Raw genomic sequence first — 19,923 nt, 5'->3', positions numbered from 1 at the left:
GCCCGGCGCCACCAACCCGGCCACCCGCGTACGCGCCCTACGCGGCTTACGCGGCTTCGAGATACCTGATGTACTCACCGGGCTGTGTCTTGAACTCCAGGCGGAAGCGGGTGTTGTCCCGCACGTTGGTGGACAACGTCGTCCATCCCGGATACGGCAGCAGCTTCCAACGGCTACAGCTGATCGTCGAACCGTTGGCACGCTCCAGGCAGGAGCGGGCGTCCGTCTGGTACCGGACGTACGTAAGCCGCACGTTGATGTCCGCGCAGCGGTTGGTCGTGTAGTAGGGCCCCACCGCGTTGAAGCCGTTCGACAACCTGATGGTCGCCGACCGAGCACCCCCGTAGCAGCTCGTCGCGGCGGAACCGACTCCTGCGCTCGGTCCCGAAATGCCCCCCAAGGCCATGGCTGCCACAAGAGCGATCTTCGCCCACTTGCGCATACACACCTCCATCATCAGACCGGATGATTCAGTCAATGAGCATATTAAATGCCCCATGGCATGCCTTGGGTGTTGATGCTCATTAGTGCCGCTAAACGCTCACGGAGGGAGACACCTTGTCCGTTGCTGTTCGGCGCGGCAGGTCCTGTTGTCCGGCGCTCCGAGTGAAAGACCGCGGATACACGCGATGTCCGACACCGGCACGATCCGACCCGTCGTGCGGCCGGGCTTCCGTCGGTCCGTTCGCCAGCGGCAAGTACCTTCCGGACCATCCCGGGGTGTTGAGGGAGGACGGCGTCCGCCGGGGCGCTTCCGGCCGTGCCGCGAGCGTCTGTCATGCTGCGCGGGCAATCATGCGCGGACCGGCCCGTACGGCCGGGAGAGGCGGGACGGACATGACGGAGTCCCAGGTGGGCGGGGGGCCCGGCCCCGGAAGAGATTCGCTTCAGGCTCGGCATCCGTCAGCGCATGCCACCCGGGATCCTCATCGCGGCCTGCATGGGGTTCGACGCCGTCCTGCGGTCGGTCACCGATGACCGGCAGCCCGCGTTCGACGCGTGGTTCACTGCCGTGTGGGTCGTGCTCGTGGTGCTGTCGGTGACGGTTTCACCCTTCGGGATCACGCTGACCCCGTCGACCGCCCGGGTGCGTAATCTCCGGCGTCGCATCATCCCGTGGGCGTCCGTACAGAACGTGTGCGTCGAGCCGGTCATGGGCGGCCGGGTCATCGTGCTCTACGAGGCCGACGGCCGCCGCACCCAACTCCGTGCACCGATCACCGGATTCCTCCAACGGGACCGCCGCTTCGAGGAGAAGTTCCACGTGATCGGCCAGTGGTGGCAGACTCACCGCGGCACCGACTGGGTCCCCCTGCCCCATCCTGGAGCCATCCCGTTGTGGGCGCTCCCCACCCCGGGACACCCCGCAGCGCCCGGCTCACCGGCCGCGCCACCGGCTCCGCCGACGTCCTGATCAGTCCGTGAGTCGCCCGGCGGAGGGCCGGACCGTGCGTTCGGCCCACCCGTGTCCGCCGAGAGTCCGGGCGAGGCGCGGTTCAGCCATGACGGCCGGTGTCCTGCCCGAGCAACTGCCGGACGTCGGCCGCGAGGGCCGACATCTGCTCGCCGGCTTCCAGCCAGGTGGTGACCGAGGCATCCCAACTGTCGACGGGCGTCCTCCACGGACGAAGAGTCCAGGTCAAGCCGACATGGCCGCCCGAGCGGAAGACCGCTCTGAGCGTCAGGTCACGATCGTTGGTCTGCCAGACACGCTCGCCCTGCCAACCTCGGAAGTCCCTGGCGAGCCCCTCCAGAAAGGGAACCAGGTCCCCGTTCCAGTTCCAGGCCGCCACCCCGTCGAGGCGAGCGTTCAAACCGGGCGCGCCGACCTCGATGGCGTAGTGCACGCAGTCCTCGTCTTGAACGAAGAGGTCGCAGAGACGCACATGAACGGCTCGGTCGTCCTGGCAACGAACGGTCACTTCCGCCGGCTCGCCGAGGGCGTCGTCTTGGGAGATCACCCGAGGGACATTAGTTCGAAGGACAGTTGTCGGCACTATGATTTTGGGCACCGGAAACGCTCCCGGGCGCCTCATGGTCCGACGGCGGTTCGGATCACACCGCCTCCCGCGTCCACGCCCGGCGCACCCGACTCTCGGCGTGGGCGCGGACCGTCCTCGCGTCACGCCCGACGTGCCCGCTCATCGCCGACCGCAGCCGGTGCCGGAAGGCGAACCGCGGAGCCGGTCCTGCCTCCCCGGACCTCGACCACCGCGACTCGTTCCCCGCCATGGGACCGAGCGGCTCGTCCCGGGCTGAGCCATCGACTGCCGTCCGCTGGTCACACAAGGCGATCAGCCTCCGATGGCGCCAACAGCGTGACGTACGGCCGCACCCGCAACCGAACCGGCCCTCGCAGGGCTCTGGACCAGTGATCCGCAATGAACTCGGTGAGGAGACAGAGATGGCCCACTGGAGCAACGAGAGCCTTGGTTCCTGCGCGTTCGGAGACCCCTGTTCGGCACAGCCCCAGGACTCCGTCTGGCCGGTTCCGGCACAGTCCCGCGATGACATCGGCTCCCTCCTGACGTCGCCCCAGTACGCCCGCCGCACCCGCCACGCCCTCGATCCGCACGACCAACGACGCCTCGCACTGCATGCGGCACTCACCGCAGCCGGCATCCCGCCGATGCCCGAGGACCGTGCCGCCATCGACCAGATCAGCGCTCTGCCAGCCGATGTCAACGACGTCCTCCAACGCTGGCTGCACCACGCCCTGTAGAGCAGCCAGCTACGCGGCAGAGACGTGGAAGCCTTCGCCGTCCGGTCCCCACGTGGGGAGGCCGTCTGATCGACCGTCTCGGGACCGCACTGCTCCCCCCGCTGGACTGCACTGCACTTGACCGGCAACGGTGCCGCGCTCACACACGAGCGCGGCACCGTTGCCGGAGTGTCAGGCCGATCTCGTAGGTGCCAGACACCATCCGGAGTCGCTCCAACCGCAGGCCGCCACACCGCCGTCCGGGTGCCATCGCATCCTGAACCCGATCGGGTCCTCGCGTCACCTTCGCCAGAACAGGTGGTGTGTCACGCCGCTCGGGCTGGGCACGACCTCCAGGTGGAACCGGTCGAGCAGCTCATCGGGGGACTTCCACAGTCGTAGTCCGGACCCGAGTTTCACCGGCGAGACCGCCACGTGCAGGGTGTCGACGAGGCCGGCGTCGAGGAACTGCCGGATCGTGGTGACCCCGCCGCCGAGCCGGACGTCCTTGCCCTGTGCCGCTTCCCGCGCCTGTTCGAGGACCGTCGCCGGGTCGCCGTCGACGAAGTGGAACGTGGTGTCGGAGAGCGTGAACGACGGACGCCTGTGGTGGGTCATGACGATCACCGGCGTGCGGAACGGGGGCTCGTCCCCCCACCAGCCGCGCCAGTCATGGTCCTGCCAGGGCCCGCGCTGGGGCCCGAACTTGTTGCGGCCCATGATCTCGGCACCGATGTTGCGCGCGAAGTCCCGCGTGAAGTAGTCGTCGAGGCCCCGGCTCCCGCCAGGATCCGTACGCATGGGCCAGCTCGCCGTGGCCCCGGCCCAGGCGAACAGCCTCTCGGGCTGGTCGTGGCCGAACGGACTCTCGAGACTCTGGTGCTCACCGGCACCGATTCCGTCGCTCGAGACGTTGAAGTTCATGACTCTCAGCAGTTGGTCCACGTGTCTCCTCGTCAGGTCCTGTCGCGTCATCGTGTGGCGAGGCGCCACACATCATGACGTCGAACGGGACGTGCCCGGATCGACAGCGTTCCGCAACTTTCTCCGCGGCGCTTCAGGAAGGGGCCCTGGAGAGCGCAGCGCCGGGTGCGTCGCACCCGGCCGTGGCCGCCCAGCTCTCAGGAATGCTCGTGGGGCGCGGTCTGCAGGAACAGCGATACGAGTTCCGCCTTCTCGTGCCACGGGTTGGTCAGCCGATGAGGCGTCGTCGCGGGGAACGTCAAGGTGTCACCGGGGGAAAGCTCATGGCGCTCGGGTCCGACCTCGATGACGAGGCGGCCGGAGACGAGGTAGTTGAACTCGTGGCCGGCATGGCGCACGAACTCGTCGTTGGGCGGCGACGAGGCGCCGGGTTCGTAGGTGAGGAGCAGGCAGTTCGCACCGGGCAGGGACGGCCCGCTGAGCACTCTGAACGACTCACCGCCGTGCAGGTTGACGGTCCGTTGGGCGCTGTGGGGGATGAACTCGACGGCGTGGCGCAGGTGGATGGCCAGGCCGTCCGGCACGGGGCCCGGCTGGTTCGGGACCGGTGAGGATGATCCTGTTCCGTGGAGCGGCTTGTTCAGATCCGTGGAGAGTTCGGCGAGGGTGACGCCCAGGTTCTGGGCGATCTCGTAGGCGGTCTTGGCGCTCGCGCGGGTCTTGCCGGTCTCGATCTGGGAGAGGGCGCTCGCGCTGATACCCACACGCCGGGCGAGCTCCCGCAGGGACAGGTCCTGTGCCTGGCGTGCTGCGCGGATGTTGCGCCCCAGGTCGGTGACCGGACTCTCGGGGGTCGGAAACGATCGGTCCGTCATGTCGGGCACCCTAGCGCGCCACTTAACACTCTGGCCATGATTCTTCGCCGACCTTGCGAAAGAGCGTTAAGCACTGTGCAGTAGATGCTTGACGGCCCGGCGAGCAGGTTGTTAGCTACCGCACAACGGAACAGAGATTCCATGAAGCGGAATCGCTCGCGCCAGGTGGCTCCTTGCCGGGAAGAGAATCAAAGTGATCCAGTTACGCCAACTCCACTGAACGGCAGGACGCGCGGCACCCGCCTCGCACTCCCCGCCGGCATCACGCTCCGAGCCCGCAGGGCCCGCGGCAGCCGGCGAGGCATCGGCAGGCCGGGTGCGCACCGGCCCCCCGAAGGGCTCGTCAGCGTCAGCCGGCCGCGACAGCGCCGATCACGGGCGTGAACGCGAGGGATTTTGTCGCCCCTCCCCCCGTATCGAAGAGCACCACGCGCCATCGACATGCGTCGACAGCGCAGTGCCCGAACCGGTACCGCACCGATCATGTTTCGCAGCGTTCTCCAGGCAGGTCCCCCACCCGGCCGATCAGCTTTCCAGCGCCCCGAAGGACTCGTCTGCAGTTCCTCCCGGGCCGCGACACACCAACCGCCATGAGGCGCACTCTCCGGTCAGCCATGACCGCACACAGTCCTAGGGAGTTGCCATGACCGGTAACACCGGGTTTGCCCAATCCTCCGACGCTTCCGCGGCCCCCGATCAGGGCGCGGCGGTCACCGAAGCGGCGCAGGACTACACCGACAGCGTGGTGCCGGCCTCCGAGCGCCGCTCCAACTTCCGTATGTTCCTGACGTTCCTCTCCATGCAGGCGACCTTCGGGGCCGCATACGTCGGCTACACGGCGCGTTTCGAGGGACTGAGCTTCACCCAGCTGATCATCGCGATGGCGATAGCCACGGTGGCGATGTCCCTGTACTGCATCGGCTCGGCGAACGCCGGCGCCGCGGTCGGGCAGACCACCTCGCTCATGACACGCAGCGTCTTCGGACGGCTGGGCAGCCGACTGGTCTCCGTGCTGCTGCTGATCAACGGGATGGGCTTCTACATCTTCACCGTGCTGTTCGTGATGTCGCTGCTCGGCGGACTGTTCACGGTACCCGCGGTCCAGGCGGTGACGGTGGGCATCGCCTTCGTCATGATCACCAACACGTACTTCGGTTTCGACGGCGTCCAGAGGTTCGCCCAGTACGTCGCCGTGCCGATCGTGATGATCTGGGGCTTGTACGCGACGATCCGCGGGCTGGTGACCGTCTCGGGGAGCCAGCTGCACTCACAGCTCCACGTCGCTTCGCCCTCCTCGATCCTCTTCGTGACCGGCGCGATGGTGGGACTGTCGACCTGGGGCAACGAGGCCGACGTCTTCCGCTACGCCAAGACCCGCCCGCAGTGGAACCTGCCGACGATCATCGTCTCCTACGCGGTCGGCTCGTTCATGTTCCCGATCATGGGATACGTGGTGGCGGTGCTGGCCAACCAGGCGGACTTCGGCCCGAGCATCAAGTACTTCGTGAACTTCTCCCTGTTCGGCATGGTGGCCCTCGGGTTCATCTTCTTCATCGTGAACCAGGCCGCGGTCAACGACGGCAACCTCTACATCGCGGTCAACGGCGTGCAGAACCTGACGTCCGAGCTGCCCCGGTGGCGGCGTAAGTACACCGTCCTGCTGCTCGGCGCCATCGCGGCCGGCCTGACCCTGATCCTGCCGAGCCTCCAGCAGACGTTCAACATCGTCACCGGCATCGGTGCCGTGACGGTACCGACCGCGAGCACCGTCATGGCGATGGACGTCTTCGTCCTGCCGCGTGTGTTCGGGCTGCGCCGCCCCATGGACCGCGTCGCGCACTGGAAGCACACCGCACGGGCCAACTGGCCGGGCGTGGTCGCGGTGGTCGCCGGCACGGTCGTCGGCACGGCCACCGGTGGCCTGATCCCGGGAACGTCCGGATTCCAGCACACCTACATCGGCTTCCCGGCCCTGCAGGCGTGGCTCACCGGCGCGGTCGTCTACTTCATCGGGGTGGCCCTGGTCCACAAGCGGGCGAACGCCACGGAACTGCTCGGCTTCCCGCGGTTCGAGCCGGAGACCGCCGAGGCGCCGGTCGACGGCGACGAGGTCGCGCCGGTTCCGGTGCCCGAGCTCTCCTGAGCCGGTTCAGCAAGACACACACGTACGGACGAGGGACGAGGAACCGGCATGGAAGCAGTGGACACGGTCATTCGCGCCGACCGCGTGATGACATCCGAAGGGGAACGAGCCGCCAGCATCGGCATCGTGAACGGGCGGATCCGGTTCATCGAGGACATCGAAGCCGCCCTTCCGGCCCGGGAGGAGATCCGCGTCGACGCCGACGTGGTGGTACTCCCGGGACTGGTCGACACCCACGTGCACCTCCAGGACCCGGGGCAGTCCGCCTGGGAGGGCTTCGACTCCGGCACCCGGGCGGCGGCCGCGGGCGGCATCACCACGGTGGTCGACATGCCGCTCGACAGTCTCCCCGTGACCGTCGATGTGCCGGCCCTGGAGGTCAAGCGGAAGGCCGCGAGCGGCCGGACCCATGTCGACCTGGGCTTCTGGGCCGGCGTCACCCCTTCCAACATCCCTCGTCTGGGAGAGCTTCACCGCGCGGGAGTACTCGGATTCAAGTGCTTCCTCGCCAACACCGGCCTTCCCGAGTTCCCGCCCGTCTCCGTCGACGAGATGAAGGCGGCCCTGACCGAGCTCAAGAAGTTCGGCGGCTTCCTCGCGGTCCACGCCGAGGACGCCGCCGAAATGGCCGCGATCGAGATGGTTCCCGGCCGCTCGTACCAGGATTTCCTGGCGGTGCACCCGCCGCACATCGAGGACCTGGCGGTGAGCGCGGTGATCGAGGCGACGCGCGCCACCGGCGGGCGCAGCCACATCGTTCACATCTCCAGCGCTCGGGCCGCCGGTCTCATCCAGTCGGCGCGGGCCGACGGGCTGGAGATCTCCGCCGAGACGTGCCCGCACTACCTCACCCTCACCTCGGTGGAGGTGCCGGACGGCGACACCTCGTTCAAGGTCTGTCCGCCGATCCGGGACGCGGCCAACGCCGACCGGCTGTGGGCTGCCCTGAGCGCCGGCTCCCTCTCGATGATCGTCTCGGACCACTCGCCCTGTGCCATCGAGCACAAGGCGCTGGACAAGGGCGACTTCGCCGAGGCGTTCGGCGGCATCTCCTCCCTCCAGATCGCTCTGCCCGCCGTGTGGACCGAGGCGCGGCGCCGCGGCCACTCGCTCGCGGACGTCGCCCACTGGATGGCCCGGCAGCCGGCCGAGCTCGTCGGGCTCGAACGCAAGGGGGCGATCGCCCCGGGGTACGACGCCGACCTGTGCTTCCTGGCACCCGACGAGAAGTTCACCGTCGAGCCGACGGCCCTGTATCACCGCCAGCCCATCACCCCCTACGCCGGACGGGAACTGTACGGCGCGGTCCGGCAGACCTGGCTGCGGGGTCGGCCCATCGATTTCTCCCGCCCGCGAGGGCGACTGCTGACCTCGTCCGACGTCGCCCGCTGACCGCTGTCCACCCGCCGGATCACCGATCGTGAAGGAGCGCCTGATGCGCATTCTGGTCGTCAACCCGAACACCACCGAAGCCATGACCGAGTCGATCGCCAAGAGCGCCCGGGAGCACGCTTCGCCCGGAACCGAGATCGTCCCGCTCACCCCGCTCTACGGGGCCGACGGCATCGACTGCAACTTCGAGAGCCTGCTCTCCGCCGTCGCGGTCATGGACCGCGTCACCACCTATGACGAGCCGTACGACGCCGTGGTCATGGCCGGATTCGGCGAGCACGGGCGCGAAGGCCTCCAGGAGCTCACCGACGTCCCCGTCATCGACATCGCCGAGGCGTCGGCCCACGTCGCCCTGATGCTCGGCCGCCGCTACTCCGTGGTCACCACCCTCGCCCGCTCGATCGGAGCGATCGAGGACCGCCTTCTGACCGCCGGACTCGCCGACCGCTGCGCCTCGGTCCGCTCCGTCGGCATGGGCACCCTGGAGTTCGACCAGAACCCCGAGGCCGGGATGGCCGCCATCGTCGAGGAGGCACGGCGAGCCGTCGAGGACGACCGGGCCGAGGTCATCTGTCTGGGCTGCGGCGGCATGGCCAGACTCGACACAGCGATCACCGAGGCCCTCGGCGTACCGGTGGTCGACCCGGTCGCCGCCGGAATCCGCCTCGCCGAGGCCCTCGTGGGCCTGCGCCTGAGTACCAGCAAGGTCAGCACCTACGCGGCTCCCGAGGCCAAGACGATCATCGGCTGGCCGCTGTCCGAGCGCCTGGCACTGTAAGGCGCCGATCTCCCTCGCCGGTCTGGCCGGCGGGCTGAGCGACCGACTCGCGCCTTCTGTTCATCCCCGTCAGCTCATCCCCGTCAGCCGGGCTGATTCCCCCGCGCCTGTTCCCACTGTGGAGGTTGTCCCCATGTCCACCGATCACCCCGCCTCGACGGACCTGGCCTCGCGCCTCGTCGGCGGCAGCGTCATCGCCGCGAGCGACGAGTCCTTCGGCGAGAAGGAGAACCTGCTCGTACCGGGCGCCGCCGACTTCACACCCGGCTCCTACGGACACAAGGGTGAGATCGTCGACGGATGGGAGACCCGCCGCAGGCGCACTCCCGGACACGACTGGGCCCTGGTCCGCCTCGGAACGCCCGGAGTGATCGACTCCATCGACGTCGACACCAGCTTCTTCACCGGGAACTACCCCCCGGAGTGCCGTATCGAAGCCTGTGGCGTGGAGGGCTACCCGTCGCCGGAAGAGCTCCAGGCACCCGATATCGCCTGGGAGGAGATAGTCCCGCGCTCCCCGCTCAAGGGCGACTCCCACAACGAGTTCATTGTGACGGAGCGGACCCGCTACACCCACCTCAGGCTGTCCGTCTACCCCGACGGCGGCGTGGCCCGGCTTCGCGTCCACGGACAGGCCGTTCCCGACCCTCGTCGCTTCGAGGGCCTCACTCCCGACCTCGCCGGCCGCGAACTGGGCGGTGTGGTGGAGGCGAGCAGCGACACCTTCTACTCGTCGGCAGAGGTCCTCAACCAGCCCGGTCTCGCCCGGCACATGGGCGACGGCTGGGAGACCCAGCGCCGACGCGGGCCGGGACACGACTGGGCTGTCGTCCGTCTCGCCGCCCCCGGACGCCTGCGCCAGGTCGAGGTCGACACCTCCTACTACAAGTACAACGCATCGAACAACTGCGCCTTGTACGGCGCCAATTCGGCCACCACGCCGGAGCCTGACTCGTCCGCCTGGTTCCCCCTGCTGCCCGACACCAGGCTCCAGCCCGACACCAGGCACTACTTCGACGTCGACACCACCGAGGAAGTCACCCACGTCCGCCTCGACGTGTTCCCCGACGGAGGAATCTCCCGCCTGCGCGTGGTCGGTTCGGTCGACGCCGCGGCGCGCCGCTCGCTCGCTCTCCGGTGGTTCAACTCGCTTCCCGCCGAACAGGCACGGACGGTCCTCACCTCGGCAGGCACACCGGTGGACGCCGCGGCCGAACTCACCGCACGGCGCCCGCTGAACGAGAACGATCCGGCCCTCGGCGAGATCCCCGCTCTGTTCGGCGAGTGAGGCCGGGGCGGCCCCGAAGGCGAACGGGGACGGCGCCTCCAGCATCCGGCTGACCAGCGCGACGCTCTCCGTACCGGAATACGGCAAGCCTCGGCAGGACCTGTTGCGGTGGGCAACAGGCACCTGTCCGGGGAGGCGCCTCTCATGACCGAGGGGCGCCCCTTGCCGTGTCGCCGGTCCGCTCAGCAGTACAGGTTGGCTCCCTGCGCGACGCCGAGGATCGACGTGAAGCGCTGGTAGGCGTCCACGCGGCTCTGCACCTGCGCGGGGTTCCTGCCGTCGCACTCCAGCGAGCCGTTGATGCTGCGGATGGTCTGGCCGAAGCCGGCGCTGTTGACCATCGCGTTGTGCGGGGTCATCGTGCCGGGGCCCGACTGGGTGTTCCAGTACCAAAGACCCGTCTTCCAGGCCACGGCCGCGTCGTTCTGCACCAGCCAGGGGTTGCCCAGCAGGTCGATGCCGAGCGCGTCGCCCGCCGCCTTGTAGTTGAAGTTCCAGCTGAGCTGGATCGGACCCCGCCCGTAGTACGCCGCCTGCCCGGCCGGACAGCCGTAGGACTGGCTCCAGTCGCAGTACGTCGGATAGTTGGCGGTGTTCTGCTCCACCACGTACACGAGCCCGCCGGTCTCATGACTGACGTTGGCGAGGAACGCCGCGGCCTCCTGCTTCCTGACCGTGTCACTGCCGGTCGCGGCGAAAGCGGGAAAGGCGCTGAGGGCCGCCTTGAGGCCGCTGTAGGTGTAGAAGGAGTTCCTGTTCGGGAACATCTGGTTGAACTGCGCCTCGCTCACGGCGAATCCGTCGGAGGGGTTCGTCGAGCCGCCGCCGTCGCAGGCGTAGGGCTCCCAGAACCACGTGCTGATGACGGGGTCGTAGCCCGGGTTGTCGTGCTCGGCGATGTAGGCCTTGCCGTCTGTGTACCGGACGATGTTGCCGGTGACGTACGACTGTCCCGCCACCCAGTTCGGGTAGCTCGAACAGGATGCGGCGGACGCGCTCGCGGCCGGCAGCAGCGCCGGCGCGGAGGTTCCGATCAGAATCGCGGCCAGGAGGGAGGCGGCGCGGCGTTGTGACACAGGATCAGTCCTTTGCGGTGCAAGGCAGCGCCGGAGGCAGGCAGAGCCGTGCGCGTACGCCGGCGAAGGGCCGGCGCAGCAGAGTCCGGGCGGCCGCGGTGGGGGGTGTGGGCCACACTCAATCGCTTTGGTCTGTACCAGTCAAGGGTGTAGACCAGTCAGCGCCCGGAGACGGTGGCAGGAAAGCACCGCGGATCGGGCGGAGGGCCGGGGTCGGGCTCGCGTCGGCCGGAGAAGCCAAGTCTTGAATGCGAGGGCACGGCACGGACCGGTCGAGCCGTCGGAGCCCGAAGGCGTCGGCCGATCGGGCGCGCCGCAGGAGCCGCAAGGTGGTGCTCGATGATGCCAACAACCCGAACCCCCTTGATTTCGGCTTCAGTTGTTGACGTCTGGAACGTGCGGGGATACAACCCGGAGAGAGCGCTCTCCGTCTGCTGTTGCTCCGCCCCCACACACGCCGACCCGGCACGAGGAGACCCCGCATGCAGTCCTTAGCCAGCGCCCCACCCCATCGGCCGTCGGGCATGACCGCACGGGCCCGTACGGCTCTCGGTCTGGTCGTCGTCCTGCTCGCCGCCTGTGTCGCCGTCCTGACCCCGTCACCGGCGCAGGCCGCCGACCAGTTGCTCTCCCAGGGACGGCCCGCCACGGCGTCGTCGGTCGAGAACGGTTCCTTCCCCGCGGGGGCCGCGGTCGACGGCAATACCGGGACCCGGTGGTCCTCGGCCTTCTCCGACCCGCAATGGCTGAGTGTCGACCTCGGTTCCGTCCAGCAGCTCACCCGCGTCACCCTGAACTGGGAAGCCGCCTACGCCACGGCCTTCCAGATCCAGACCTCCACCGACGCGAACACCTGGGCCACGGCGTACTCCACGACGACCGGCACCGGCGGCACCCAGAACATCGGCGTCTCCGGCAGCGCCAGATACGTGCGGATCCTAGGGACGACGCGAGCCACCCCCTACGGCTACTCCCTGTGGGAGTTCCAGGTGTACGGGCCCGGAGGCACCACCCCGCCGGACGCGTTCTGGGGCACGACCAGTGACATACCCGCCGCGAACAACGCCGTCGAGGTGAAGATCCTCAACCGCACCAACGGCAAGTACCCCGACAGCCAGGTGTACTGGAGCTTCAACGGGCAGGTCCACTCCATAGCCGAGCAGCCGTATCTCGACATGCCGGCGAACTCCGCGGGCCGCATGTACTTCTACCTCGGATCACCCAACGGTCCCTACTACGACTTCATCGAGTTCACCGTCGGCAACAACGTCTTCAACGGCAACACCACCAGGGTCGACGCCTTCGGTCTCAAACTGGCCATGCGCCTGCACGCCAAGGACGGGTACGACACCGAGGTCGGTGAGAACCGGCAGACCTTCGCCGAGGACCGCGCGACCACCGTCCAGCGGTTCACCGCCGCCGTTCCCGACCAGTTCAAGGTGCTGGCCCAGAGCCAGGCCCCGTACCGGATCATCGCGCCCGGCAGCGACCCCAGCTTCCGCGCGGGCGGAGCCAACGCGAACTACTTCACCGCCTACGCCCAGTCCGTGGGCGTCAACGCGGCCACGTCCGACATCTTCGGCTGCGCGGCGGCCCTCGCGGGCAACCCCGACATGTGCGCGGCCCTCAACCGCCATGTGGCCACCCTGCCGGCCTCCCAACAGGGCGACCCGGCCCAGTACTACAAGGCGGCGCCCGCGAACTACTACGCCAAGTTCTGGCACGACAACGCCATCAACCAACTGGCCTACGGCTTCCCCTACGACGACGTCGCGGGTCAGTCCTCCTTCATCTCACACGGCAGCCCGCAGTGGCTGCTGGTCGCCGTCGGCTGGTAGCCGCGCTCGGGACCCCGGGAGCCGTGCCGGCTCGACACCGTCGAGCCGGCGAAAGGAATCGTTCACGACACCGGGATTGAGGTCCCGGACAGGTCCAGCACGATCACGCCCGCCCATCGGGCGACGGCGAAGAGGGTCGGGGCGCAGGCGGTCGCACCATGACCGCCGGTCCCGGCCCACCGCGTGGTGGCGGGTGATGCACGATCACGCGCTGAACCGTGAAGACGCCCCGCGGACACGGCACCCACGGAAAGGCGGAGCGCCAGGAGTCGGCGGCCGAGGTCCGCCGATCCGAGCGGAGCGCCTCGTCGGCGATCAATGGTGCGCCTAGCGCTTTCTATTGCACTTTCCCCGGATCTTGATGCACTTGTTGTAGCCGGAACGGTAGTGAGAGCAGTCGACGCAGATGAAGACCCCTCCATCGAAGACGCCGTTGATCCCGCCCCTGTCCTGACCGCGGGCGAAGAATTCGAACACTCTGTCCGAGGCCGCGTCCAGGATGTCGTCACCCCTCCCCATGAACGCCTCGAAGCGATTCTTGAGTTCTCCGACCTCCTGCCTGCTGGCCTTGCCGTGCTGGGTGACGACGCCACAAGTGTGACACTTCATCATACGATTTGATGCCATCAATCCCCCCATCAACGCAAGAACACCAATAATAAGGTGAGTTCGCGTCAATGTGAACGGGACCGTCCGGGACCGGGACGGCCGACGCGGGTGCGATCGGGACGATCTTCGGAGAAGGATCCCGCCGAGCGGCGGCGAACGGCACGGCGACCAGGCCCCACATATTTTGCGGATGATGCACAACCGTTCCGGTGCCCCGCGGGTCACACCAGGCAGGAGCAAAAGTCTCCAAAGATCACAAGGGGGAAATATGCGATTGAACCGTTCCGTTCTGACCGCTGCCGCCTTCGCCACCCTGGCGTTAGGGGCCACGACCGCTCTGGCGGTGCCCGCCTCGGCCGCGCCCAACACCACGCCCCAGAAGGTCTGCGGAAGCGCCTACAAGACCGTGAACTCCGCTCCCGTGGGCTCCCTGGGCACCATCTACCTCACGTACAACTCCGCGAACGGCCAGAACTGCGTCGCGACCATCCGCAAGAACCCGGGCACCGCAGTGGACATGTCCACCTGGATCTACGTGTCCGACACCGACCAGGGCTCCCAGGACTACGGGCAGTACACCTCGTACGCGGGACCGGCCTACGTGTACGGCAAGGGCCACTGCGTCGACTGGGGCGGCAACATCGGCAACGTGTACACGCAGGTGACCGGCTCCAACTGCGCGGCTCTCAAGGAGCACCGGGTCACCGTCACCCGCTGACCTGCCACCGCCGGCTACGGCACTCCCGCGTCACCCTCTCCCCCAGCTCGGGTACAGAGAACGGACGGCCGTCGGGCAGACGCACACTGCCCGACGGCCGCGCGGGAGCGCGCACACACGACTCGCCCTGGCAGACTCACCGAGTTCTGCCAGGGCGAGCTCATGTCCGGCCGTCGCTCCGTCAGGAACATCGCATTGCCCGGTCCATGGGGTCCATGGATTGGCTACAGCGGCGGCCGGTCGCCTCGGCAGCCGACGTGACTCAGCCGGACGGCGTGGCCTTCTGGCCGGACGGAGTGACGGCGTACCACTGCGCGTCCTTGCCCTGGCCGTTGATCTGCCCGGCCTCGGTGTCGCCCACGTAGCGGTACAACGGCCAGCCGCCAAGCGTGAGTTGCGGCCTGCCGTCGCGGTGGACCGTGCCGAGTAGGCTCTTCTCGACACCGCTGGTCCGTACGACGTCCTGCACGATGACCGGGATCCATGTCTTCGTACACGCACCGGAGCATGTCCACTTGGACGGATTCGACTCGTCCTTGTCGTAGCGGTAGAGAGTCATTCCCTTGTCATCGGTGACGACGCTGCCCAGACCCTTCATCGCCCTGGCCGTCAGCATGGTGGCCACGGCCGGGTCTCCGCTCCCGGAGGTGCCGCCACCGGTGGTCGCGGAGGTGGCCGGCGACGGGGCCGCGGGCTCCGACGAGGCCGGGGCCACCGGGGCGGTGCTGCCGGGGCTCGTGCTGGAGACATCGTTCGCAGAGTCGCACGCCGCCATGAGGAGCGTGGAGGCGAGCCCTGCCGCCAAGGCGAGGACTGCGCGTTGCCGGATCACGGAGTTGCCCTTCTTTCTCGATCACCATCCACTTGCGCCCTTAGTACGTCGGGCAACTCCCGCCCTCTCAGCCGCTGATGTCACATGACGCAGTCTTGACCTTCAGCCGTGTCGTGACGCGGTATGGCTCCGCCACGGCCCGGAACGGACCGGTCGCCGAGACCGTACGCACCGCCCGCGAAGCCCTCATCGAATCTCCTCCAGTTGCTCGCTGCGAAGCGGCTGACCGGAACGCGGAAGGGCGCTGTTCCAGCGTGAACGCCCCGCCGAGACGAGGGACTTCCAGGACCGGTTCCGCTTGAAGGGCATTTCGAAGAGTTCGGCGAACAGCCATGCCCCCAGTACCGAAGCTGGCAGGGCCAGGATGAGGGTGAACCAGAACGTGGGCAGCCCGGCGGATACGAACCGCGGGGCGATCTTCCGTACGACCACCATGACGATCGGCAAGTGAACCAAGTAGAGGCTGTACGAGAAGTTGCCGAGGCTACGGATGGGGCGCGTGGCCAGAAGCCGCATGAGGAAGGCGGGCCTCCCGGTGGCCACTGCCGCGAGGAGCATCGTCATGGCGGGAACGACGGCAAGGTCGACCCAGAAATAGTGAGCCACCGTCCAGACCGATCCCTCGAAAAGGACAAGTGACAGGACCGGCAAGGCCGTCAGGGCGGCAAGCCAGTGCCACGGCAGGCGCCGGATCTTCTCGGGCGCGACCATGACTCCGGCACCGATCAGACCGGCAACGAATACCGGGGCCAGATTCGGGGCGAGCCAGTTCATGCCTTCAACCGGATTGGCGTTCTTCGCCATCAGACCGCGGGCGACGACCAGGAGTGTGACCCCCGCGATCAGAGTGACGGGCCCCAGCCTCCGCCGGATCAGCAGGATCAGCGGAAACACGAGATAGAGCTCCGCCTCCACGCCGATCGACCAGAATGCGCCGTTCGGCGTCGGCGCCGTGAACATGTCCTGGACCACGAAGCCGTACACCAGGATCGTCGAACCGTTCGGCGGTCCGAAATGCGAGGCGGGCACCACAAGCCAGGCAACCGCCAGGCTCAACGCGAGCGCCGCCCAATAGGGAGGCAGGATTCGCCACGCGCGTCGCCGAAGGAACCCCGCGACGCCACCCAACCTCCAGCCGTTGCGGGCCGCGGAGAGAGCCAGGGAGAAACCCGAGAGCACCAGAAAGAAGACGACAGCGAGACGCCCGTACATCAGCGGACCCAGCCAGGAGGGACCCGAGTTGCGCGGGAATCCCGGAAACGTCAGCAGCCAGCAGTGAAACAGGACTACGTACAGTGCGGCCAGACCGCGGAGCCCGTCGAGGCCGAGCACATGGTTGCGGCCTGACGCCTCGTTCGTCTCTTTCCCTTGCGGCGTGGGGCCGGGCACCCGGAGATCGCCGTCAACCGGGGGGCTCATTTTCGCTGAGATCGTTCGTCCCTTTCCTTGGGTGCCGCGCTCGCGGTACACGGTCCACGCATGACACGACCCGAGGTGGGCTCACACGCTCCGGCCTCGGCGTCACCTGGTCGCACTCCGGGCGGCACTGGTCCACGCACAGTGACTAGTACGTTGCGCCTGGCCAGGAAGTTCAAGTCGTCCAAGGTTAAGGCTGCCGCGGGGGGCGCACCGGTGCGTCGGGGCGCCGCTGTGCGCGCCGCCCGTACCCGATGCGCCGCCGCGTCGGGGTGCCGTCGGCCCTGGAGCCTCGCCGGCTTCGGTGAGCCGGCGAGGCAACGGGGTCAGGAAGCCGACGCCGCGGGAAGGAGCGTCGTCGAACGCAGGGCGTGGTGGTCGGAACCCCAGGTGTTGGCGGAGACCGCGCAGGACGCGTGACCGGCCCCGAAGATGTAGTCGATCTTCGAGGTGTCGGTGGTGTTCTGGCCGTCCCGCGAGCTGTTCGGGTCCTGCAGCTGCGCGCACTCGCGATACGCGTCGTACGTGGGGTTGAGAACGTCGTAGCCGGACTGGCCGCGGGCCGGGGGGTTGACGTTCAGGTCGCCGCCGAACACCACGCGGTAGTGGCTGGTCTTCGCGAGGGCTTCGTCATCCGTCAGGGCATGTCTGCTGCGCTCGTTCGATTGCCGTACAACCATCGGACGGCGACACGGGTCTGACGCGAGGGAACAGCCGTTCTCCCACTGTTCGTTCGCGCTTGTTCATCGATTCACTCCCAAGGGACTCCCCCCATGCTCCGGACCGTTCTCGACCGCCGCCCGCTGCGCACGACCGCCGCCGTGATCGGCGCCGTCGGCCTGATGGCCCTGGCCGCGGCGCCCGCCTCCGCCGACGGCCCTCGGCCCGGCCTGGTCCTGGGACCGCAGCCGCCGGTCGACGGAGTGAAGCCCGGCAGCAGCTTCGAGGTGCCCGGCACCTTCGCGAACAAGGGCACGACGGTGCTCGACAAGGTCTACCTTGCCTACTCCGTCACCCGTGGGCTCGCCCACCAGGAACTGCCCTCGAACTGCGTCCGCTACGAGGTCGTCGCGTTCGACGAGGCGCCGAGCTCCTCGGACGCGGTCTGCGAGTTCGACCAGACGGTGAAGGCCGGCGCCGTCTACGCGCCCGAGAAGGCGCTGTCTGTGAACGTCCTCGGCCACGCGCTGTACGACACCCTTCGCGTGTCGGTCGCCAGTTATGACCCCGCCCCCTCCGACGGCGTCAAGGAGACCGAGCCCGGGACCGGACCCGCGGTGAAGCTGACCGAGTTGCCGTCGACCACGCCGGTCGGCGGCGGCGATCCGGCGCACCCGGACTGGGACGGGGCCACCGTGCCGGTGACCGCGGTGAACACGGCCGATTTCCAGGTCACGGGCGCACGGCTGACCGGCCGCGTCCGGAACACGGTCACGCTCAACGCGAAGTTCACCAACGCCGGGCCGGCCTGGGTGAAGTCGGAGATGGGCACGCCGGTGACCCAGGTCCTGGTCAAGATGCCCGCCGGCACGACCGTCACCAAGGCGAGCGGCTACTGCAACAAGGTGAGTCCCGGCAGCTACAGCTGCGGCTTCGGCAACTCCTGGATCGACGAGGGCAGCGTCTCGACCTTCACGTTCAGTCTTCATATCGACAAGGCGGTACCCGGGGCCAGGGGTTCGGTGGCGCTCGAAGCGAAGGCGCGCCCGTTCGACAAGAACAAGAAGAACGACACGGCCGCGATCCTGCTCGACGTCGAAGGGGCCGGCTCCACGGGCGGTAGCTCCACAGGCGGTGGTTCGACAGGCGGTTCGGGCTCTACGTCCTCCACCGGCGGTTCCGGCTCCGCTTCCACCGGCGGCTCGGGTGCCACGGGCGGTTCCGGCAGCGGCGGCTCGGCGGCGTCCGGTTCGTCCGGCTCCGCAGGCTCTTCGGCGACCGGCGGAGACCTGGCGAGCACCGGTTCGGGCTCCGCCTTGCCCCTGGCGGGCGCGGCCGCCGCGACCCTCGCCGCGGGAGCGGGCACGGTACTGCTGGTCCGTCGCCGCGCGGCCCGGCGCTGACGGCGGCGGCCTCGTCACCACCTTCCTGCGTCCCGTCGAGGGCGGCGAGCGGCCGTGGATCGAGCTGTTCCCGGGCGCCGAACATCGAGTCGCTGATCGTCTTCCGCCTGCTGCAAGGCACCGCCGGCGCGATGCTGCTGCCCCAGGGCCTGGGCCTGCTGCGGGAGAACTTCTCCGGCCCCGAGCTCACCAAGGTCTTCGCGATCTTCGGACCCGTCCTGGGCCTGGGCGGCATCATCGGCCCGGTCCTGGGCGGCTTCCTCATCGAGGGCGACTTCTTCGGCCTGGGCTGGCGGTCGGTGTTCCTGATCAACCTGCCCATCGGGATCGCGGCATTGATCGTCGCCGCGAAGTTCGTGCCCAAGAAAGCGGGCGATCGTACGGTACGGGTCGACATGACCGGCGCCGCCCTGGTCGTGGTGTCCTGTGCCCTGCTGGTGCTGCCGCTCAACCAGGGGCAGGAGGAGGGCTGGCCACTGTGGACGTGGCTGTCGACGGCCGCCTCGGTGATCGGGTTCGCTCTCTTCGCCCTTCAGCAGCGCCGCATGGCCGCCGCGGGCCGCGAGCCGTTGGTGACCCCGGGCCTGCTGCGCAAGCCGGCCTTCACCGTCGGCCTCGGCGGCATCGCTCTGTTCTTCGGCGGACTGATCGGCACCCAGCTCGTCCTGACCCTGTTCCTCCAGATCGGCCGGCACTTCACGGCCGGTGAGGCGGGGCTGGGCAACCTGCCCCTCGCCGTGGGAACCGCGATCGGCGGCGCGGTCAGCGGCGCGTTCCTCGCCGACAAGATCGGCCGCAAGGTGCTCCAGATCGGACCGCTGGTCCAGCTTGCCGGCGCGGCCGTGCTGTGGTTCGAGCTCGACGGCCTCGATGCCGCCTCGTTCGCGATCTGGGACATCGTTCCCGGCGTGGCGGTGGCGGGCATCGGCGGCGGCATGGTGATCGCCGCCCTGTTCAGCTTCATCCTGGCCGCGGTCGACGACGACGAGATCGGATCCGCCTCCGGTGTCCTGTCGGCGGTCCAGGCGGTCGGCGGTTCCATCGGCGTCGCGGTCCTCGGCTCGGTCTTCTTCGCCCAGGCCAGGACCGGTGACTTCACCGGCGGCTTCCACCGCGCGCTGATCGTCCAGGCGTGTCTGCTGACGGCGTTCCTCGCGATCACCTTCCTGCTGCCCAAGAAGGGCCGCCCCGACGACGAGCAGCACGGCATCGCCACCGAGCCCGCCACCGGCTCCGATGCGAAGCAGCACCTCACCGTGTGAAACACAGC

Annotated in this window: 18 protein-coding genes and 1 pseudogene; 10 read left to right on the top strand and 9 right to left on the bottom strand. The window is 68.4% G+C overall.

Annotated elements, in window-relative coordinates:
- Nucleotides 1–46 precede the first annotated feature (46 nt).
- Nucleotides 47–442, bottom strand: coding sequence for a hypothetical protein (locus tag OHT01_RS38820; RefSeq protein ID WP_328557812.1), 396 nt, complete (start codon nucleotides 440–442; stop codon nucleotides 47–49).
- 468 nt (nucleotides 443–910) lie between these two features.
- Here OHT01_RS38820 and OHT01_RS38815 point away from each other — a divergent pair, with 468 nt between their 5' ends.
- Nucleotides 911–1,414: a hypothetical protein gene (locus OHT01_RS38815; protein WP_328557811.1), complete on the top strand. Its 504-nt coding sequence runs from the start codon at nucleotides 911–913 to the stop codon at nucleotides 1,412–1,414.
- Between the two features lie 82 nt (nucleotides 1,415–1,496).
- Here OHT01_RS38815 and OHT01_RS38810 read toward each other — a convergent pair whose 3' ends face one another.
- On the bottom strand, nucleotides 1,497–1,961 hold the full coding sequence (locus OHT01_RS38810) for a DUF6228 family protein (protein ID WP_328557810.1): 465 nt from the start codon (nucleotides 1,959–1,961) through the stop codon (nucleotides 1,497–1,499).
- A gap of 443 nt (nucleotides 1,962–2,404) precedes the next feature.
- On the opposite strand from OHT01_RS38810, the gene OHT01_RS38805 reads away from it, so the two are divergent.
- A complete protein-coding gene (locus tag OHT01_RS38805) occupies nucleotides 2,405–2,722 on the top strand; it encodes a hypothetical protein (RefSeq protein ID WP_328557809.1) in 318 nt (105 codons plus the stop codon).
- Nucleotides 2,723–3,001: 279 nt separating this feature from the next.
- Here the strand turns inward: OHT01_RS38805 and OHT01_RS38800 are convergent, their stop codons facing one another.
- On the bottom strand, nucleotides 3,002–3,646 hold the full coding sequence (locus OHT01_RS38800) for a dihydrofolate reductase family protein (protein ID WP_328557808.1): 645 nt from the start codon (nucleotides 3,644–3,646) through the stop codon (nucleotides 3,002–3,004).
- Between the two features lie 176 nt (nucleotides 3,647–3,822).
- Entirely contained in the window at nucleotides 3,823–4,500 is a 678-nt protein-coding gene (locus OHT01_RS38795) for a helix-turn-helix domain-containing protein (protein WP_328557807.1), read from the bottom strand.
- A gap of 643 nt (nucleotides 4,501–5,143) precedes the next feature.
- On the opposite strand from OHT01_RS38795, the gene OHT01_RS38790 reads away from it, so the two are divergent.
- From OHT01_RS38790 to alc, 4 genes are all read left to right on the top strand, one after another.
- Nucleotides 5,144–6,643: a cytosine permease gene (locus OHT01_RS38790; protein WP_328557806.1), complete on the top strand. Its 1,500-nt coding sequence runs from the start codon at nucleotides 5,144–5,146 to the stop codon at nucleotides 6,641–6,643.
- Between the two features lie 48 nt (nucleotides 6,644–6,691).
- Entirely contained in the window at nucleotides 6,692–8,035 is a 1,344-nt protein-coding gene (allB, locus tag OHT01_RS38785) for an allantoinase AllB (protein ID WP_328557805.1), read from the top strand.
- 43 nt (nucleotides 8,036–8,078) lie between these two features.
- On the top strand, nucleotides 8,079–8,813 hold the full coding sequence (locus OHT01_RS38780; protein ID WP_328557804.1) for an aspartate/glutamate racemase family protein: 735 nt from the start codon (nucleotides 8,079–8,081) through the stop codon (nucleotides 8,811–8,813).
- Between the two features lie 133 nt (nucleotides 8,814–8,946).
- A complete protein-coding gene (alc, locus tag OHT01_RS38775) occupies nucleotides 8,947–10,101 on the top strand; it encodes an allantoicase (RefSeq protein ID WP_328557803.1) in 1,155 nt (384 codons plus the stop codon).
- A 182-nt stretch (nucleotides 10,102–10,283) separates the two neighbouring features.
- Here alc and OHT01_RS38770 read toward each other — a convergent pair whose 3' ends face one another.
- Complete coding sequence (locus OHT01_RS38770; RefSeq protein ID WP_328557802.1) at nucleotides 10,284–11,177, bottom strand: glycoside hydrolase family 19 protein; 894 nt, start codon at nucleotides 11,175–11,177, stop codon at nucleotides 10,284–10,286.
- Between the two features lie 482 nt (nucleotides 11,178–11,659).
- Between OHT01_RS38770 and OHT01_RS38765 the strand changes: the two genes are divergently transcribed.
- Nucleotides 11,660–13,015 carry a beta-1,3-glucanase family protein gene (locus tag OHT01_RS38765; RefSeq protein ID WP_328557801.1) on the top strand — a complete coding sequence of 452 codons (1,356 nt, stop codon included), beginning with the start codon at nucleotides 11,660–11,662 and terminating at the stop codon, nucleotides 13,013–13,015.
- Between the two features lie 327 nt (nucleotides 13,016–13,342).
- Here OHT01_RS38765 and OHT01_RS38760 read toward each other — a convergent pair whose 3' ends face one another.
- The gene (locus OHT01_RS38760; RefSeq protein ID WP_328557800.1) at nucleotides 13,343–13,642 is read right to left on the bottom strand and encodes a hypothetical protein; all 300 of its coding nucleotides are present in this window, start codon (nucleotides 13,640–13,642) and stop codon (nucleotides 13,343–13,345) included.
- A 250-nt stretch (nucleotides 13,643–13,892) separates the two neighbouring features.
- On the opposite strand from OHT01_RS38760, the gene OHT01_RS38755 reads away from it, so the two are divergent.
- On the top strand, nucleotides 13,893–14,342 hold the full coding sequence (locus OHT01_RS38755; protein ID WP_328557799.1) for a spore-associated protein: 450 nt from the start codon (nucleotides 13,893–13,895) through the stop codon (nucleotides 14,340–14,342).
- A gap of 262 nt (nucleotides 14,343–14,604) precedes the next feature.
- On the opposite strand, the gene OHT01_RS38750 is transcribed toward OHT01_RS38755, so the two are convergent.
- From OHT01_RS38750 to OHT01_RS38740, 3 genes are all read right to left on the bottom strand, one after another.
- Complete coding sequence (locus OHT01_RS38750; RefSeq protein ID WP_328557798.1) at nucleotides 14,605–15,174, bottom strand: hypothetical protein; 570 nt, start codon at nucleotides 15,172–15,174, stop codon at nucleotides 14,605–14,607.
- A 186-nt stretch (nucleotides 15,175–15,360) separates the two neighbouring features.
- Nucleotides 15,361–16,593, bottom strand: a complete 1,233-nt coding sequence (locus OHT01_RS38745) for an acyltransferase family protein (protein WP_328557797.1) — start codon at nucleotides 16,591–16,593, stop codon at nucleotides 15,361–15,363.
- A 323-nt stretch (nucleotides 16,594–16,916) separates the two neighbouring features.
- A complete protein-coding gene (locus OHT01_RS38740) occupies nucleotides 16,917–17,270 on the bottom strand; it encodes a hypothetical protein (RefSeq protein ID WP_328557796.1) in 354 nt (117 codons plus the stop codon).
- A gap of 93 nt (nucleotides 17,271–17,363) precedes the next feature.
- Between OHT01_RS38740 and OHT01_RS38735 the strand changes: the two genes are divergently transcribed.
- Nucleotides 17,364–18,653 carry a hypothetical protein gene (locus tag OHT01_RS38735; protein ID WP_328557795.1) on the top strand — a complete coding sequence of 430 codons (1,290 nt, stop codon included), beginning with the start codon at nucleotides 17,364–17,366 and terminating at the stop codon, nucleotides 18,651–18,653.
- Nucleotides 18,654–18,718: 65 nt separating this feature from the next.
- Nucleotides 18,719–19,915 (top strand): annotated as a pseudogene (locus tag OHT01_RS38730) (MFS transporter); the annotation flags it as partial.
- Between the last annotated feature and the right edge of the window lie 8 nt (nucleotides 19,916–19,923).

This window comes from Streptomyces sp. NBC_00358 (assembly GCF_036099295.1).
Classification (GTDB): Bacteria; Actinomycetota; Actinomycetes; order Streptomycetales; family Streptomycetaceae; genus Streptomyces.
Note: the sequence above shows the minus strand (reverse complement) of the source record. Positions and strands in the feature narration are given on the sequence as shown.

What these genes read in the sequence shown, in the direction of transcription:
- OHT01_RS38780 (WP_328557804.1), top strand. Translation starts at nt 8,079, where the DNA reads ATGCGCATTCTGGTCGTCAACCCGAACACCACCGAAGCCATGACCGAG.
- OHT01_RS38815 (WP_328557811.1), top strand. Translation starts at nt 911, where the DNA reads ATGCCACCCGGGATCCTCATCGCGGCCTGCATGGGGTTCGACGCCGTC.
- OHT01_RS38745 (WP_328557797.1), bottom strand. Translation starts at nt 16,593, where the DNA reads ATGAGCCCCCCGGTTGACGGCGATCTCCGGGTGCCCGGCCCCACGCCG.
- OHT01_RS38735 (WP_328557795.1), top strand. Translation starts at nt 17,364, where the DNA reads ATGCTCCGGACCGTTCTCGACCGCCGCCCGCTGCGCACGACCGCCGCC.
- OHT01_RS38805 (WP_328557809.1), top strand. Translation starts at nt 2,405, where the DNA reads ATGGCCCACTGGAGCAACGAGAGCCTTGGTTCCTGCGCGTTCGGAGAC.
- OHT01_RS38760 (WP_328557800.1), bottom strand. Translation starts at nt 13,642, where the DNA reads ATGGCATCAAATCGTATGATGAAGTGTCACACTTGTGGCGTCGTCACC.
- OHT01_RS38765 (WP_328557801.1), top strand. Translation starts at nt 11,660, where the DNA reads ATGCAGTCCTTAGCCAGCGCCCCACCCCATCGGCCGTCGGGCATGACC.
- OHT01_RS38795 (WP_328557807.1), bottom strand. Translation starts at nt 4,500, where the DNA reads ATGACGGACCGATCGTTTCCGACCCCCGAGAGTCCGGTCACCGACCTG.
- OHT01_RS38740 (WP_328557796.1), bottom strand. Translation starts at nt 17,270, where the DNA reads ATGGTTGTACGGCAATCGAACGAGCGCAGCAGACATGCCCTGACGGAT.
- allB (WP_328557805.1), top strand. Translation starts at nt 6,692, where the DNA reads ATGGAAGCAGTGGACACGGTCATTCGCGCCGACCGCGTGATGACATCC.
- OHT01_RS38820 (WP_328557812.1), bottom strand. Translation starts at nt 442, where the DNA reads ATGCGCAAGTGGGCGAAGATCGCTCTTGTGGCAGCCATGGCCTTGGGG.
- OHT01_RS38790 (WP_328557806.1), top strand. Translation starts at nt 5,144, where the DNA reads ATGACCGGTAACACCGGGTTTGCCCAATCCTCCGACGCTTCCGCGGCC.
- alc (WP_328557803.1), top strand. Translation starts at nt 8,947, where the DNA reads ATGTCCACCGATCACCCCGCCTCGACGGACCTGGCCTCGCGCCTCGTC.
- OHT01_RS38755 (WP_328557799.1), top strand. Translation starts at nt 13,893, where the DNA reads ATGCGATTGAACCGTTCCGTTCTGACCGCTGCCGCCTTCGCCACCCTG.